Source organism: Robbsia sp. KACC 23696 (assembly GCF_039852015.1).
In the GTDB taxonomy this organism is placed as follows: Bacteria; Pseudomonadota; Gammaproteobacteria; order Burkholderiales; family Burkholderiaceae; genus Robbsia.
This window is the reverse complement of the sequence record NZ_CP156627.1, coordinates 414443-429770: the sequence shown is the minus strand read 5'-3', so window position 1 is coordinate 429770 and position 15328 is coordinate 414443. Positions and strand designations below refer to the sequence as shown.

Genomic DNA, 15328 nt, shown 5'->3' with positions numbered 1-15328 from the left:
ATTTGCGTGGACTACGCGGTGCATCGACGCCGCCGCAGGGGCAGGCGAAAACGCCATCCCAAACGGGATCCGACGGTCGCCACGCCAATCAATCCCAAGCCGATAAAGTCCGCGACAGACAGCGGGTGGTGATAGCAGGTCCAATCGATGACGATCGCGACCAGCGGATAGAGAAAGGCGATGCCGCTGATAATCGGCGCGCTCAGTTTTGGGTAAGCGGAATACGTCAGCGTGTAGGCAATGCCCGTGTGGATCACGCCCAAGCCCACCAGCCAGCCGAGTTGTTGCCACGACAGCGCGTGATGGAGCGTGGCAAGCGGTGCGAGCAACAGCACGCCCAGCAAGGACTGGCATAAGGTCGTGAACGGCGGTGGCGCCAGCACACCACGCGACAGCATGATGCCGGCGGCGTAGGCGAGGGCCGCGCCCAGGCTCAGGCCGATACCGAGCAGATGCGCATGGCGAGCGCCGGTATCGTGCGTCGCGCCGCCGGTGCCGCTCGCGAGGATGAGGCCGACGAAGGCGACACCAATCCAGCCTAGTTGCGCCATCGGAATACGTTCCCGCAGCACGACGGCCCCGATCCCCAGTATCAAAAAAGGATAGACGTGATAGACGATCGTCGTCGTCGCCAGCGTCGTATAAGAGAAACTGGCGAAGAACGCGACCCAACTGACGATCTGACAGAGGCTGACGGCCAGGATCCGGCCGCCCTGAGCGGGCCGGGCGCGGATCAAGGCGACGCCTGCCCGGAATTCACCGCGCGCCAGCGTCCACACCATCAGGAAAAGCGCGCCAAAGACGCAGCGCCAGAATACCGAGGTCACCGCGTCCTGGCCTCCTTCGATGGTGAAGGCGCCCACCGTTCCCAGAATGGCCATTGCAGCGGCCAGGCGAAGTGCCGGCCCGCGAGGGGACTTTTCGGCGGCCTCAGCACGGACAAGGGTAGGTGAATCGATTCGATGCTCTGCCATGGTGGCGGCTTCCAAAAGAGTGCGACGGGACGACCGTTCATCGCCGTTGCCTGGCCGCGCCCGGTACGCGCGTCATGCGTGCATCAGGAGATCGGCTCGTTGCAACGGTTGTCGACGGCATCGGCATAGCGAGGCGTCGATGACAGTGTCGGACTTGCTGGAGGTTCAAGCAAACGAATAGAATTGAACTTATCTATTCGATTTGTTGATATGGCGATGAACACTCCCTTGGATCTCGATCTAGTGCGAACCTTTGTCGCCGTTGCCGACACGGGCAGCTTCACGACGGCCGCGCTGCGCGTGCACCGCAGCCAATCGGCCATCAGCATGCAGATGCAGCGACTCGAGCAGACGGTAGGAAAAACCCTGTTGGATCGCAGTCCGCGCGCGGTCAAGGCGACCGCGACCGGCGAGGCCTTCCTGGTCTACGCGCGCCGACTGCTAAAGCTGTCCGACGAAGCGTGGGCGAGCGTCACGCGTCCAGAGGAGACCGGCTCGGTCCGTTTCGGTGTCCCTGACGATTACGCCGCATTCGTTCTGCCGGGCGTGCTGGCACGATTTGCCGCCGCCCATCCGCTGGTCACCGTCGAGTTGATCTGCGCGCCGTCGGTGAAGTTGTTGCGCGCGATGGACGAGGGCAAGATAGATGTCGCCGTGGTGACGCGACTGCCGACGCAAGCCTTCGCGGTCTCGCGGTATGAACCGTTCGTCTGGGTGGCCTCGCCGCAGTATGTCGATTGGGACGCCGACCCGTTGCCGATCGCCTTGTTCGATGGCGGCTGTGCGGCACGACGCAACGTGGTGCAAGCGCTGGGCGAGGCCGGACGACAGTATCGCAGCACCTATTCCAGCGAGAGCCTGCTGGGACTGTCCGCAATCGTTCAAGCGGGGCTGGCGGTGGCCGGCCTGGCCCGTTGCAGCGTCCCGCCAACATTGCGGATCGTTGGTGAAGCCGAGGGGCTGCCGCCGTTGAAAGCGCTCGAACTGAGCGTCGTCAAACGGGAGGAGTCCGAAGGGGCGGCCACGCAGCGACTGGCCGCATTCCTGCATCGCAATCTGGCGGGGCCGCCGCGCGATATCCCCTTGCCGGGCTCGGTCAATGAAGCGCGCGTGTGATATGTGCGCGTGTCATCGTTTCGACTTGAAATTGCCATGACCCTGACGCACGCAAGTGGCGCAATGCGGGTACTGCCACTCGAGCGCGCGCCATGGAACCGAAATCGTTCGCGGCATCCTTGCTGGGACCGCATATGCGTGTCGACAGCCTTATCGATGCCCCCATCGCCGCACGCACCGGGGACGTCGTCCCCGACGCCTTCGGCAGAACATCACCGGACGCGATCGCCGCCCCGCCGCGGCAGCTTCGCGATCCGGATCATGGCATCGCACGCCCGGAAGCGCCACCGGAAGAGGCGGACCCGCCGCTGCATCACTATCGCACGATCTGGCTCTCCGACATCCACCTCGGATCCAGCGGCTGCCAGGCGGACTACCTGCTGGATTTTCTGAAGTACAACGAATCGGAAAGCCTCTATCTGGTAGGCGACATCATCGATGGATGGCGTCTCAAAAAAGGCTGGTACTGGCCGCAGGCGCACAACGATGTCGTGCAGAAAGTGCTTCGCAAAGCACGCAAGGGCACGCATGTCGTCTACGTCCCGGGCAACCACGACGAGATGGCGCGGCAGTTCTGCGATATCGCCTTCGGCGACATCCTGGTACGCCAGGAGGCTTTCCACACGACGGCTGCCGGCAAACGGCTGTGGATCGTTCATGGCGATCTTTTTGATGGCGTGATCCAGCACGCGAAGTGGCTGGCCTATCTGGGCGACACCCTGTATTCGGCGATCCTCGTACTGAATCGCTGGTTCAATCGCATCCGCAACAAAATGGGCTTCGGCTATTGGTCGCTGTCGCAATACCTGAAGCATCAGGTAAAAAACGCGGTGAATTTCATTTCGGCGTTCGAACAGGTCATGACCGATGAAGCGCGTCGTCGCGGCTGTGACGGCGTGGTGTGCGGGCATATTCACAAGGCCGAGATTCGCGATATCGATGGCGTCTTGTATTGCAACGATGGCGACTGGGTCGAAAGCCTGTCGGCCTTGGTGGAAACGTTCGAAGGGGAGCTGAAGATCGTCTACTGGACCGTCAAGCACTCGCCTGAAGCAACCGTGCATGCCACGCAGGTGGCGGCGTGACCTTGAAACCGCGCGTAGAGGATGCTGAGTCGATGAAGATCATGATCGTGACCGATGCTTGGGAACCGCAAGTCAACGGGGTGGTGCGTACGCTCAAAAACACGACGCGCGAGTTGATCGCGCAAGGCCATCAGGTCGAGCTACTGACGCCGCTCGAATTCCGCACGATTCCCTGTCCGACCTATCCCGAAATCCGTCTCTCTTTATTTCCGAAGCGCCGGCTCGAAGACCGTATTCGACGTTTCGCGCCGGATGCGCTGCATATTTCCACCGAGGGCCCGCTGGGAATGGCGGCGCGTCGGTACGCATTACGCAACGGCCTGCCGTTCACCACCGCTTACCACACGCGCTTCCCGGAATACGTCCATGCGCGTTTCGGGATTCCGATCGGATGGACGTATCGCTTTCTGAGCTGGTTCCACGGGCCGTCGGAGGCCGTGATGGCGCCGACCCCGGTGGTGGTCCAGGACTTGGAAAATAACGGTTTCCGCAACGTCGTGCTGTGGACGCGCGGCGTCGATCTCGATATTTTCCATCCACAGGACGCGCATGCGCTGAACACGGCCCATCCCATTTTTCTGTATGTGGGCCGCGTGGCGGTGGAAAAGAATGTCGAGGCGTTTTTAAAACTCGATTTGCCTGGGTCGAAATGGGTGGCCGGCGACGGACCGGCTTTGGCCGATCTGAAGGCGCGCTATCCGCAGGTGAACTATCTCGGCGTGTTGTCGCAGCCGGATCTGGCGAAGGTCTATGCCAGTGCCGATGTCTTCGTCTTCCCCAGCCGTACCGACACCTTCGGCCTGGTCTTGCTCGAAGCGCTCGCGAGCGGCACGCCGGTGGCCGCTTACCCGGTAACGGGGCCGATCGATGTGCTCGCCGACGGCCCCGCCGGGGCGATGCGCGAGGATCTGCGCGAGGCGTGTTTGGCTGCCGTGGCGATCGATCGATCGACGGCGCGTGCCTGGGCGGAGCGCTTTTCATGGCCGGCGGCCTCGCATCAGTTTGCATCGCATCTGAAGCCGGTCGCTCCGACGTCGCCACATGACGTGCACCAGGCAGCCTGATGCGCAGCGTGCATCGCGGACCGCCGCGTGACAACGAGAAGGCGTCCGGCGCGCCGGGAACGGAAACGGCCGATGCGCCGCGCGTGCCACCGTCGACGCCGACGCCGCTGCCCTTCAATCCGTACAAGGGAAATCGCGGCCTGACGCGCGCCTGGCACGCGATGAAAAATTCGATTGCCGGCGTCAGGGTGGCGATTCGCGAGGAAAGTGCTTTCCGTCAGGAGTTGACGCTGGCCGCCATCCTGCTGCCGATCGGCGTCTTCCTGCCGGTGGAACCGATCGCGCATGTGCTGTTGATCGGCTCGGTCCTGCTCGTGCTGATCGTCGAGTTGCTGAATTCGGGCGTGGAAACGGCCATCGATCGGATCTCGCTCGAACATCACGAGTTGTCGCGGCGGGCAAAGGATCTGGGGAGCGCCGCCGTGATGTTGGCGCTGGGTCTGTGCCTGATGACCTGGGGTGTGCTGGCGGGGCCGCTGCTCTGGCATTGGTGCCGTGAGTGGGGGAGCGATAGCGTGCTCGCCCGCCTCGCGGCGCGGTTTTAGAACATATGATCGATGCCGACGGTGGCGCCGATCTGCGACTTCTTACCGCTCGTGTTCAACGTGGAGACCACGCTGTGCTTGAAGCGCGTGTAATCGCCTTCTGCATAGACTGTCGTCCGCCGCGACAATTGGTAGGCCAGCGAGGCGATCGACAAGGCGCGGCTCGACGCGCGATCGTTCGAGACGTTCGTCTGGTAATAGCCGGCGGTGAAGGAAAGCGCATTCGTGAAGTGATAGCTCGCGCCGCCGAAGGCATTGCGGGTCACCGTATGCGTGGTGGTCGGATTGGCCTGACTCTCCGCCATATAACCGCCCGTCACTTCGAACTTGCCGAACTTGAACTTTGTGCCGGCCATATAGTAATCATCGGATTGGTAGCTCGTGCCTACCAGCACGGTACGGTGTTCGACCAAGCCGCCGGCGGAGACCGGTCCCTGCGAGTAGCTCAGCCCGAGCCCGCGCGCGGCGCCGCTGCTGAAGGAGCCCGCCACGCCGCCGAAGGAATTGTCGGCCTCGACGAGCATCGGCCCGAATCGGCCCTTGTATTTCGCGTCGTTGTTGAAGCGCGTGCCGTCGGCCGCCGTTGTCAACGGAATCAACGGCGTGAAGTGGAAGTGGAACGGGTCGTAATACGAAATGATGTCATGGGCGATCGTGTACTGACGGCCCAAATCGATGCTACCCCATTGATTGTTGCCCAAACCGACAAACGCCTGCCGGTTGAATTCGATGCCGGTCGTGTTGTCGTAAGCGCCGTTGGACAGATTGAAGCCGTTTTCCAAGGTGAAATGTGCATTCCAACCACCCCCCAAATCTTCGCGTCCGATGAAGTCGATCTTGTTCGAGCTGTAATAACCGTTCGAATTCATCGTCACGACATTGCCACCCGTCGTGTTGCCGTTCGTCAGATAGCGAATCCCGCCATCCACGGTTCCTGACAGCGTGACCGACGACTGGGCATAAGCGCCCGAGGCGAGGCACAACATTGCCACCACCGAGACGGGCCGTGCCGCGAAGCGCAGCGCGCGCACGGAGGGACGCATGCCCGCGCGTGTCAGGCCGGGCGTCGTGATATCCGTCATGGCGCTGGGTACACGGCTTCGTGTACGCGCGCTGGACGAGTCGGGAAAGAGTGCGATACGGGTCATGACAGGTCTCCTTGGGCGTGCCTTTCCCTTGCCGATCGCTGGAGTGCGATGCGGCCGGGTCGGCTTAGTGCTTGGTGTATAGGTACTGCGGTACAGGCCGGATTAGTGGCCGATAGGGTGCGTCGGACGATCGAAACCTTGCGCCTCTGCTGCATCGGGTGCCAGCGGTTTATAGCCCCGATTCAGTTCATCGGCGAGCGTCGTGCGATTCAGTGCCTTTTCCCACGCGGCCACGACGATGGTGGCGACGCAGTTGCCGGCGATATTCGTGAAGACGAAGGCGGCGGACATGGCGCGATGGATGCCCAGGATCAGGGCGATCGACGCGACGGGAATGGTATGGCTGGCAGCCAGCGTCGCGGCCAGCACGGCGATGGCGGCACCGGACACGCCTGCCGCGCCTTTCGATGTCAGCAACAGCACGGCGAGCAGCAGCAGCTGGGCGTGCCAGTCCATCGGCACGTCGGTTGCCTGGGCGAGGAAGATCGCCGCCGCGGCAAAGTAGAGGCAGGTGCCGTCGTGGTTGAACGTATAAGCGGTGGGAAGCACCAGACCGACGACCGATTTCTCGCAGCCGAGGCGTTCGAGTTTGTCGATCAATTGCGGGAAGACCGTTTCCGATGAACTGGTCCCGAGCACGAGCAGCAACTCAGCCCCCACATAGCGCATCATCTTCCACAGGCTGAAACCGGTTACGCGCGAGATCGGCCATAAAATGAGCAGGAAGAACAAGCCGCAGGTCAGATAGAACTCGAGGATCAGCCGTCCGAGCGACAGCAGCGTGCCGAAACCGAATTTACCCACCGTGAACGCGATCGCGCCGAATGCCGCGATCGGCGCCACCTTCATGACCAGGCCGATGATCCAGAACAGCACTTGCGAACAGCTGTCGATGAAACGCAGTGCTGGTTGCGCGCGTTCGCCGATGGCGGCGAGGCCGAATGCGAACAACACCGAGAAAAACAGCACTTGCAGGATATCGCCGCTGGCGAACGCGTTGAACGCGGTGTGCGGAATCACATTCAGCAGGAAGGCGCTCGCGGAGACCGGATGCGCGGCCTTTCCGGCAATCGCATCGCTGCTGGGCAGGCTGCTTACGTCGACGTGCATGCCGACGCCCGGCTTCATCACGTTGATCGTCACCAGACCGATCACCAAGGCCAACGACGTCACTACTTCGAAGTAGATCAACGCCTTGACCGCGACGCGTCCCACCTTCTTCATGTCGTGCGCGCCGGCGATGCCGGTACAGACCGTGCAGAAGATGATCGGTCCGACCAGCATCTGAATCACGCGAATAAAGGCATCGCCGAGCGCTTGCATCGACACGCCGACGTTCGGGAAGAAATAGCCGAGCGCAACGCCCAGCACCATCCCGGCAAAGACCTGGAACGACAGGTCGCGGTAAAAGGGCTTGCGCCGCGATGATGCGGGCGCCTGCTTCTTGTGAATATCGGGCAATGTCATGACGTCTCCTATTTACTGCCGATGCGGCGCGGATACGTTGTCCACGCCTGCGTTTTTTATAGGTACTTTCGAAACCGATCAGGCGAGCCCGTCGAGCAGGGCGCGGCTTTCGGCGAACAGTGCTTCGACGGTGATGGGTGCAGGCAACAAGCGCTGTTCATCGCAGAAGGCGAGGATTTCACGCATCGGGCCGGTCAACGCGTCGATTCCGATCGGATAACGATCGATACCGTCGGCACGCGGGGGCGCCGCTTCCTTGCCGCGCTTCAACAGCGCGTACACGGCGCGATACGCTTCCGGGTTTTCATGCGCGATATCGCTGCGCATGACGACCATATGGTTGATCGGCACATAGCGATGCGTTGCGTACCAGTCGCGGTCCGCTTGTGCGGCATCGGCGATGACCGGTGAGAACGTCGGATCGTCCGGCAGATCGTTGCCGTAGATCGCGGCGTCGAGCGTGCCGTCGCGCAGCATCTCCAGCATGTCGGCTCCCTTCGGCGCGCGCGTCACCCACGCGGGATCTTCGTATTCCTGCAAATGGGCCGGCTCGAATGTGACCCATTCGATTGACTGCAGATCCACGCCGTACGTCCCGGACAGAATCGCGCGAATCCACATGCCGGTGGTCTGGGTGTAGGCCCGTACGCCGATACGGCGACCACGCAAGCCGGTGACGTCGAACGGACGATCGGTACGCCGGATCAAACAGCCTTGCTGGAAACGCGCCGCGACGACTGCCGGGAACAATACCAGCGGCTTGCCGTATGCCTTGGCTTGCAGATAGGTAACGATCGCCATTTCACTGACATCGAACGCCTGCTCGCGTGCCATCGGCGCGAACGCCCGGTGAATCGGCTCCACTTCCTGGATGTCGAGCGATACGCGCGGATCGTGCAATCGCCCTTCCTTGATGCCGGCGGTATGCGGATACGTCTTCAGCGCGATGCTGAGGCGCGGCTGCGAAAGGTTTGTCATGGCGTCACTCCGAATCAACGTGCGGCCAGTGCCGGATACAGCTGCTGGGCGGTGCCGCCGAACAGCGCTTCACGTGCTGCGGACGGAACGGCGGCGGTATCGGTCTCGGCTTCCTCGCGCAGCGCGGCCAGCGTCCCTTCGGCCGCCGGGAAATTCGAGCCCCACGCGACGCGGTTCGGGCCGAAGCTCGCCAGCAGCTTTTCCAGGAAAGCGGCCGGCGTCGACGCCCCACGTTTGGCTTCCGCCAGCGTACGGTTCGTCAATTTGAGATAAACGCCGGGGAAGGACGCCATGTCGAACAGCGGCTGCGCGGCGGCGTAGGGCGCGCCGTCCGACAGGTCCGGCCGTGCCAGATGGTCGAGCAGGACGCTGATTTCCGGGAAGCGCTGCAGCATGCCGCGCAGCGCCGGCAGCCCTGCCATCGTCATCTGCAGGCAGATTGGCAATTGTGCCTTTTGCGCGTATTCCCAAGCCGGGAAAACACGCGGATCGTCGAGCCAGTCGGCCTGGCCGGGCATCGTCGTGCCCGTCATGAAGAGCCGCAGACCGCTGAGGCCTTCGTCTTGCCAGTGCTTGATCTGATCGACGGCGTCCGGTGCGAGGACATCGACGGAAAACACGCCGATGAAGCGATTCGGATGCGCGCGGACGGCATCGACGACGAGGCGATTGTCATGGCCGTAGACGGTGGAAGCCTGCACCACGACGGCGCGGTCCACGCGCGCTTGCTCCATTTCGGCGAGGAGACCGTCGACGTCGACGGGCCGCTTCGACGACCATTCCGAGCGATGTCCACCGATCGGTCCCAGCGGATAGCGCGTGGTGTCCGATGCGATCACATGAGTGTGTGTATCCACGACGAGTGACATTTTTGATGCTCCGGTTTCGAGATAAGGCGTGAATGCGGCGTCGTTTCGCTTGTCGCTGTCAGGTTGCGCGACCGTTGCAGCGGTGACATCGCCGTCGATAGCGCACACTGTAAGCGTGGCTCGGGCGTCGCGCGTCATACGATTTGCGTTGTCGGCCATTCATTTTGGTAAAGCTGGTGGTTAACCTGGATGCCGTAATGCAAATGAGGCGCGCAGAATCCGGTTGACCCGAGGGATACGCCTTCGCCGAGAGGAAAATGCAACGATGGCCGAGCCTTCCACCCCGCAGAACGGCGCGCCGTTTCACTGGCGCCAGTTACTGGCTTTCGAAGCCGTATGCGAGGCCGGTGGCATCGGACAAGCGGCGGAACGGATGCGCCGCACGCAGCCGGCGGTCAGTCAGGCTATCCTGAAAATGGAAGCGTCGCTCGGTGTCTCGCTGTTCGCGCGTGGACGGGAGGGCAGTGCGCTGACCCGAGCCGGCGATATTCTGCATCGACGGGTGCGGCGGCTGTTCGCGCAGATCGAATTGGGTTTGTCGGCCGTCATGGGCCGTGAGGTGGCACCGGAGCAGGCGACGTCGCTCTGCCGTCATTTGAGCGATGCGCAACTGCGCTGCCATCTTGCCATCGCGCAACATGGATCGGCGGCCGCGGCGGCGGCGGCGCTCGGCGTCTCCCAACCGGCCGTGCATCGTGCCGCGCGCGAACTCGAACGCACGATCGGTCTGCCGCTCTATCACCGACGCGTGCACAGCGTGCAGGTGACTGCCGCCGGCGCAACTTTCGCGCGGCATGTGGGGCGTGCGCTGCAGGAGCTGGCGCAGGCGCGCGATGAAATCGCCGAGTCCGTCGGGCTGGGATTGCGCGCGACTGCCGATCGACACGGCGACGGCGCGGCAGGCATCGGCGCGGCCGTCAGCGTGCGAATCGCGGTGGGCGTCCTGCCGATGTGTCCGCCGCGCCTGATCGCGGATGCCACGCAACGGGTGGTGCGGCAGTTTCCCTCGGCGCGGATCGTCGTACGCGAGGACGATCGCACCGCGCTGATCGAGGCGTTGCGATATGGCGAGTTGGACGTGATCGTCGGCGCGTTACGGGACCCCGATAGCGATGCTGGGCTGCTGGCGCGCCCGTTGTTCGACGATCCTTATGTGATCGCCTTGCGCCAAGGTCATCCTTTATTGCGTGGCGGTCGCGTCACGCTGGCGGATCTGGCGCGCTTCGATTGGATCGCACCGCCGGATGGCATGCCGCGCCGTGCGGTAATCACGGCGCTATGGGCGCAGATCGGCGAACAGATGGCGCGCAACACGCCGCAGGTTGCGCGGGAACGCGTCGGCGCGGGAGAGGCGCGGGGGACGATGCGTATCGTCGCCGAAACCAGTTCCCTGGCGATGATGATTGCGATGTTGTGCGAGGGCGATGCGGTCACCTTGCTGTCGCGTTCGCAGGTCCGGCACCCGCGCTACGGCGACGCGCTGGCCGCGCTGTCGCTGCCGGAACTCCCCGCCACGCGCGTGGTCGGCCTGACCGTTCGCGAGGACTGGCTGCCGACGGCGGCACAGTCCGCTTTCCTGCAGGCACTCGACCATGCGGCAGCGCCTTACGCGGGGCCGGTGGTGCTTGGCGACAGCGGCATGGGCGTGGTGGAAAGTGACGCCATGGACAGGCATGGCGTAGCGGCCGTGGGCGGCAGCCCCTTTGTTGCGCCGCAGCCCGCGGCCGCGCACCGCTTCACAGCTTAGAAGCGATACGTTGCGCCCACCTGAAATGTACGACCCATGTCGGTATAAAGCGACTGATCATAGCCGGTGTAATCCGGATAGCCCTGCCATTCGACGTCGAACGGCGGCTTCTTGTCGGCCAGATTCGAGATGCCACCATAGATCGTCCAATGCTTGAAGCCACGATAGGTCGTGAACAGATTGAACTGACTGTACGACGCGACCGCTTGTGTGCCGGGATCGCCGTACTCTTCGGCGATCGCATTGGTGTAAGGTCCTGTATATTGCCAGGTCAGCGTCGTGACGAACTGCTTGAAGCCCCACGTCAACGTGGTCGTGCCTTTCCAACGCGGGTTACTGGCGCCGAACGGCTGGTTCAACGCATAGTTATTGCCGGCGAAGTCTTGCACGCTTCCGTCGGTGTTGTGCAACTTATAGTGCCAGACGTAGGCCCAGTCGCCCGCCAGCGTGAAGGTCCCGATAGGCGACCCCATCGTTTCGCGGAAGTTCATGTCGAAGCCATCCGTGTCCAGCGATCCCAGATTCGTGAACGGCTGATTGATGTAAGCGATCGCGCCCGTCGACGTTCGAACGACCGACGCCGGATCGTTCGCGACAATGAGCGCCTCGGGGTCGGCGGTGCCGATGACGTTATCGATCACGACCTTATAGAACGCCGCACCGATATCGGTGTTTTTGTTCGGCGACAGCTCGAAGCCGATGTTGTAATTCTTCGTGCGTTCGGGCTGCAGGTTCGGATTGCCGTTCGTCTGTTCGGTCGTGAACGACGTTGCACCACCACCGGGTGCATACGGATCGTACAGGTTCTGGTGACCGATATAGGTCGCTTGAGAATTCTCGACGAGCGTCGGGGCGCGGAAGCCGCGTGAATAAGACGCATACGCCGTGATCGATTGGACCGGCTGGAAGCGCAGCGCGAAACTCGGCGAGAAAGCACCACCGAAGTCGCTGTAATGGTCGTAGCGTCCGGATTGCGTGAATACCAAATTACGCAACAGCGGGAACTGCGCTTGATAGAACACCGCCGCCACGTTACGCGAACCGTCTACCGTCTGGATGGCGGCCGGCGCCGTGATCCCCAACGACGAATACGTCTGGGCATTCACCGTGCTGCTTTCATGGCGGAATTCGGTACCCAGCCCCAAACCGACGTCACCGGTGGGCAAGTGGAACAGATTCGTCGTCGACGTGGTTGCCTGGATCGAATCGAGCTTCGAAATGGACTGTTGATAGTCGTTCTGGAAAAGCCCGTTTTCGCCATTTGGCGTCAGGCTGGGATTCTGAAAATCGAGCGTGCCGTTGTTGATGACGTTGTTGAGTGCCGCGACGTTGAAGTCGTTGTAGTAAGTGGTGTCGACGGTGCTTTGCGAATGTCCCGCATCGACATTCCAGTCCCAATCCCCTGCCTTAGGCAATGAATACGATCCTTTCAAGCCCGCGGAGGTTTTCCAGTACGTCGAGACGGTATCTGTGCCGACGATGGCATTCGGGAAGGTGTAGTTAAGCGTCGACGGCACCCCGTACGGGTTGTACGGATTGCTGGCCGGGACGACGCGCGAGATCGGCGCGACCGAATTCGTCGTCGGATCATAAGCATTGGTCGAGCTGGTAAGCGCCTGATACCCGCCCCACTGCTGCGTTTCGTTACGGCTGGCCCACACGTCCACATAGGCCTGCGTGCTGTCATCGATGCGGAACGTCCCTCTCGCCTTCGCATTCAAGCGCGTGGTGGACGGCATCAGCGAGACGGCTTGGCTGTTCTTGTAGGAACACGACGCGCCGCTGGTCAGCCCTGCCGAACTGCCGGAAGGACAGGGCGCCAAGGCCGAAGTTGAGCCGTCGGGGAGCGTGAAATACGACGCCCGTTGGTTCGGCGGGGCGTTCGAGCCGCCGGGGTATTCACTGAAATCGCCGTTCGCCGTCATATCGCGGTCCGCAAGGGACGAACCCGAGTCACGGTACCAACTGGCCGCTCCGGTGAAGTTCCAGCCATCGGTGTTGACATTGCCTTTACCGGCCAACACGCTGAAGTTGCCGACCCCGTCGCCGGGATGTTGTGCCTTGCCGAGGTTGCCGTCGATCTGCAAGCCTTGGAAATTCTTTTTCGTGATGATATTGACGACGCCTGCGATAGCGTCCGACCCATATTGCGAGACAGCCCCCGTCTTCACCACTTCGATGCGATCCACCATGTTCAAGGGGATCGAGTTGATGTCGAAGAAGGTATCGGTGAAGTTGACCGCTTTTGCATAGTTCGCGACGCGCTGACCATCGACCAGGACCAAGGTGTACTTCTCGCTCAGTCCGCGCAGGGCAATACCGGCGCCCCCGGGGGCCGTCGTATTGGCGGCCGACTGTGACCAACTGCTCGCGGAGTTGGCCGACATGCTGCGAAGATAATCGGCGACGGTCGTGTAGCCAGACGCCTGAATTTCGCGAGCCGTCACGGTTTGCACTTCGGTGTTCCCAACCTTATCCGAGGTACGAATCAAGGAGCCGGTCACTTGCACCGTTTGAAGCTTGCTGACGGCGGGTGACGCCGCGGTGCTGTCACTGGCGCCAGATGGGGTTGCTGCACTTGTTGCGGCGAGCGTACTGCTGTCGGCACTTGTCCCCGTTGCCGGAGGCGTGGTTTGCGCATAAGCCACCGACGCCATCGCGGCACCGAACAGCAATTCCGCGTAGAGAATGCGCTTGATCGCCGTAACCATTTTCTTCTGTCTCACGTACCACCCCTTCTGATGATCTCGCAATTTTTTGATCGACCTCAGCCTGGCCATTTCGCCGTTTTTCGGACGTGGCCTGGCAACGTCGGCGTATGTTTTCACCCATGATTCATGGGCTATTCGTGAATACCAACGCTGCCTCGCTGGGGAACCGCACCCATGGCACCCATGCTTTCTCGATCGTGTCGAGTGGATGCGAATCTTTGAAGCGGTCGCACCTAGAGCATGAGGTGTGCCATCCAAGAGGCTGCCGATCTGGAATCCTGATCATTTACGGGGTTTGTTTTCTAAGTAAGTGAATGAAATATATGGCGATAACGTCGTTAGAAATATTTCGATTCATTCATCCAATCCGTCCTGAAAACGAGCGTCGTTACCATACGAAAATTGCGATAAAAAACTATTTTGTCGTGACGTATTTAATCTTCCATTGATATGTCAGCACCGTTTTGTTACGTAATAGTTACGTAATATTTATCACGATCAACGATTAAAAAATTAGAAAATCAACCCAGATCCTTTCATTGAAAGTAAATTGAAATTTCGTAAATATGGCAAGTCGTCCGAATGAAATGTCAATCAAATTGTTGATTTATAAAGAAATTTATATATTGCTGAAAGATTGTGAAAGTGCTATTTCACGCTTACGGTGCATTTCGTAATGTTGAACCCGTGATGCACCAAATTGGAATGCCTATTTCCTAATTTCATCGTTATCAAATAAATAGCGATGATGCGTTGGACATCACTGGTCAAAAATTAAGGGGGTCTGAATAATAAATATTCGGATAGTGAATGCACTGTCGCGCCAAGGACTTGCGAAAAAGGTAAGGAAAGTCGGTGTTTTGTAATCATGCGATCTGGCATGGACGATGCTTTAGACGGCCGCCAAACGACGCACCCTATCCCCGTCGTTTTTAGCGATGCGCGACCTTCACGCATTCGCATTCAGTCTGAACCAGTCCTAACCGGAGTCTGCAGTGCTGCACAACTTGATCGAGTATTCCGCCCAATCGATGGGCTTGATTCCCGTACTGGCGTTGATCTTCCTGTTGGGGATCGCCGTCATCATCGAACGATTAGCGTTCTTCTCTCGTGCGGTATTTAGCGGAAAGACGATTGCGCACGACCTGAAGTTGTTAAGCGAAAACAATACACAGGATGCGGAAAAGCTGATCGCGCACTACGCAAGCGCAGTGCAGACGGAACTCGTTCGTTCCGCCGTCAAGATGAATGGTCGCGCGGAAGAGGCGGTGGAACGTGAAATCGAGGAGACCATCATGTTTCAAATGCCGCGTCTCGATCGCAATCTATGGATCCTCGACACGGCCGTGACACTGGGGCCGTTGCTTGGCTTGCTCGGCACGATTTTTGGGATGGTGCAGTCGTTCAACGTACTCGGTGCAAGCGGCACGTCGAATCCGAATGGGGTGACAGGGGGTATCGGACATGCTTTGACGTCGACTGCCTGCGGACTATTGATCGCGATTATCTGCGTAATCTTCCTGAACTATTTCAACAAGCGCATTCGTATGACGGTCAATCAATTCGATCTGATCAAGTCGATGCTGGTTTCTCGATTCTCTGTTTGAGTTCGCCAAGCGACCAC

12 protein-coding genes are annotated in these 15328 nt (G+C 60.6%); 6 read left to right on the top strand and 6 right to left on the bottom strand.

Features of this window, described 5'->3' with window-relative positions; all coding sequences use genetic code 11:
• Window positions 1-11: 11 nt before the first annotated feature.
• Window positions 12-974 (bottom strand): DMT family transporter, encoded by a 963-nt coding sequence (locus ABEG21_RS16680; RefSeq protein WP_347557765.1) that lies wholly within the window; start codon window positions 972-974, stop codon window positions 12-14.
• A gap of 216 nt (window positions 975-1190) precedes the next feature.
• On the opposite strand from ABEG21_RS16680, the gene ABEG21_RS16675 reads away from it, so the two are divergent.
• The 4 genes from ABEG21_RS16675 (at window position 1191) to ABEG21_RS16660 (ending at window position 4784) form a co-directional block, all read left to right on the top strand.
• Complete coding sequence (locus tag ABEG21_RS16675; RefSeq protein ID WP_347557764.1) at window positions 1191-2090, top strand: LysR substrate-binding domain-containing protein; 900 nt, start codon at window positions 1191-1193, stop codon at window positions 2088-2090.
• A gap of 92 nt (window positions 2091-2182) precedes the next feature.
• Complete coding sequence (locus ABEG21_RS16670) at window positions 2183-3175, top strand: UDP-2,3-diacylglucosamine diphosphatase (protein ID WP_347557763.1); 993 nt, start codon at window positions 2183-2185, stop codon at window positions 3173-3175.
• Between the two features lie 32 nt (window positions 3176-3207).
• Entirely contained in the window at window positions 3208-4239 is a 1032-nt protein-coding gene (locus ABEG21_RS16665) for a glycosyltransferase family 1 protein (protein ID WP_347557762.1), read from the top strand.
• Window positions 4239-4784 (top strand): diacylglycerol kinase, encoded by a 546-nt coding sequence (locus ABEG21_RS16660; RefSeq protein WP_347557761.1) that lies wholly within the window; start codon window positions 4239-4241, stop codon window positions 4782-4784. The genes ABEG21_RS16665 and ABEG21_RS16660 overlap by 1 nt, the downstream gene beginning before the upstream one ends.
• Here the strand turns inward: ABEG21_RS16660 and ABEG21_RS16655 are convergent.
• From ABEG21_RS16655 to ABEG21_RS16640, 4 genes are all read right to left on the bottom strand, one after another.
• The gene (locus ABEG21_RS16655; protein ID WP_347557760.1) at window positions 4781-5932 is read right to left on the bottom strand and encodes a porin; all 1152 of its coding nucleotides are present in this window, start codon (window positions 5930-5932) and stop codon (window positions 4781-4783) included. The two genes, ABEG21_RS16660 and ABEG21_RS16655, sit on opposite strands and share 4 nt — an antisense overlap.
• Window positions 5933-6034: 102 nt before the next feature.
• Complete coding sequence (dctA, locus tag ABEG21_RS16650) at window positions 6035-7399, bottom strand: C4-dicarboxylate transporter DctA (RefSeq protein ID WP_347557759.1); 1365 nt, start codon at window positions 7397-7399, stop codon at window positions 6035-6037.
• Window positions 7400-7477: 78 nt separating this feature from the next.
• Window positions 7478-8377, bottom strand: coding sequence for a hypothetical protein (locus ABEG21_RS16645; protein WP_347557758.1), 900 nt, complete (start codon window positions 8375-8377; stop codon window positions 7478-7480).
• 14 nt (window positions 8378-8391) lie between these two features.
• Complete coding sequence (locus ABEG21_RS16640) at window positions 8392-9246, bottom strand: amidohydrolase family protein (protein WP_347557757.1); 855 nt, start codon at window positions 9244-9246, stop codon at window positions 8392-8394.
• 265 nt (window positions 9247-9511) lie between these two features.
• Between ABEG21_RS16640 and ABEG21_RS16635 the strand changes: the two genes are divergently transcribed.
• Complete coding sequence (locus ABEG21_RS16635) at window positions 9512-10993, top strand: LysR family transcriptional regulator (protein ID WP_347557756.1); 1482 nt, start codon at window positions 9512-9514, stop codon at window positions 10991-10993.
• On the opposite strand, the gene ABEG21_RS16630 is transcribed toward ABEG21_RS16635, so the two are convergent.
• Complete coding sequence (locus ABEG21_RS16630; RefSeq protein ID WP_347557755.1) at window positions 10990-13719, bottom strand: TonB-dependent receptor; 2730 nt, start codon at window positions 13717-13719, stop codon at window positions 10990-10992. The genes ABEG21_RS16635 and ABEG21_RS16630 overlap by 4 nt on opposite strands.
• Window positions 13720-14699: 980 nt before the next feature.
• On the opposite strand from ABEG21_RS16630, the gene ABEG21_RS16625 reads away from it, so the two are divergent.
• Window positions 14700-15311, top strand: coding sequence for a MotA/TolQ/ExbB proton channel family protein (locus ABEG21_RS16625; protein WP_347557754.1), 612 nt, complete (start codon window positions 14700-14702; stop codon window positions 15309-15311).
• Window positions 15312-15328 lie beyond the last annotated feature (17 nt).

Bases quoted from the DNA above. Each gene is read 5' to 3' on its own strand.
- ABEG21_RS16645 (WP_347557758.1), bottom strand. From the start codon at position 8,377: ATGACAAACCTTTCGCAGCCGCGCCTCAGCATCGCGCTGAAGACGTAT.
- ABEG21_RS16665 (WP_347557762.1), top strand. From the start codon at position 3,208: ATGAAGATCATGATCGTGACCGATGCTTGGGAACCGCAAGTCAACGGG.
- ABEG21_RS16655 (WP_347557760.1), bottom strand. From the start codon at position 5,932: ATGACCCGTATCGCACTCTTTCCCGACTCGTCCAGCGCGCGTACACGA.
- ABEG21_RS16635 (WP_347557756.1), top strand. From the start codon at position 9,512: ATGGCCGAGCCTTCCACCCCGCAGAACGGCGCGCCGTTTCACTGGCGC.
- dctA (WP_347557759.1), bottom strand. From the start codon at position 7,399: ATGACATTGCCCGATATTCACAAGAAGCAGGCGCCCGCATCATCGCGG.
- ABEG21_RS16680 (WP_347557765.1), bottom strand. From the start codon at position 974: ATGGCAGAGCATCGAATCGATTCACCTACCCTTGTCCGTGCTGAGGCC.
- ABEG21_RS16670 (WP_347557763.1), top strand. From the start codon at position 2,183: ATGGAACCGAAATCGTTCGCGGCATCCTTGCTGGGACCGCATATGCGT.
- ABEG21_RS16675 (WP_347557764.1), top strand. From the start codon at position 1,191: ATGAACACTCCCTTGGATCTCGATCTAGTGCGAACCTTTGTCGCCGTT.
- ABEG21_RS16660 (WP_347557761.1), top strand. From the start codon at position 4,239: ATGCGCAGCGTGCATCGCGGACCGCCGCGTGACAACGAGAAGGCGTCC.
- ABEG21_RS16640 (WP_347557757.1), bottom strand. From the start codon at position 9,246: ATGTCACTCGTCGTGGATACACACACTCATGTGATCGCATCGGACACC.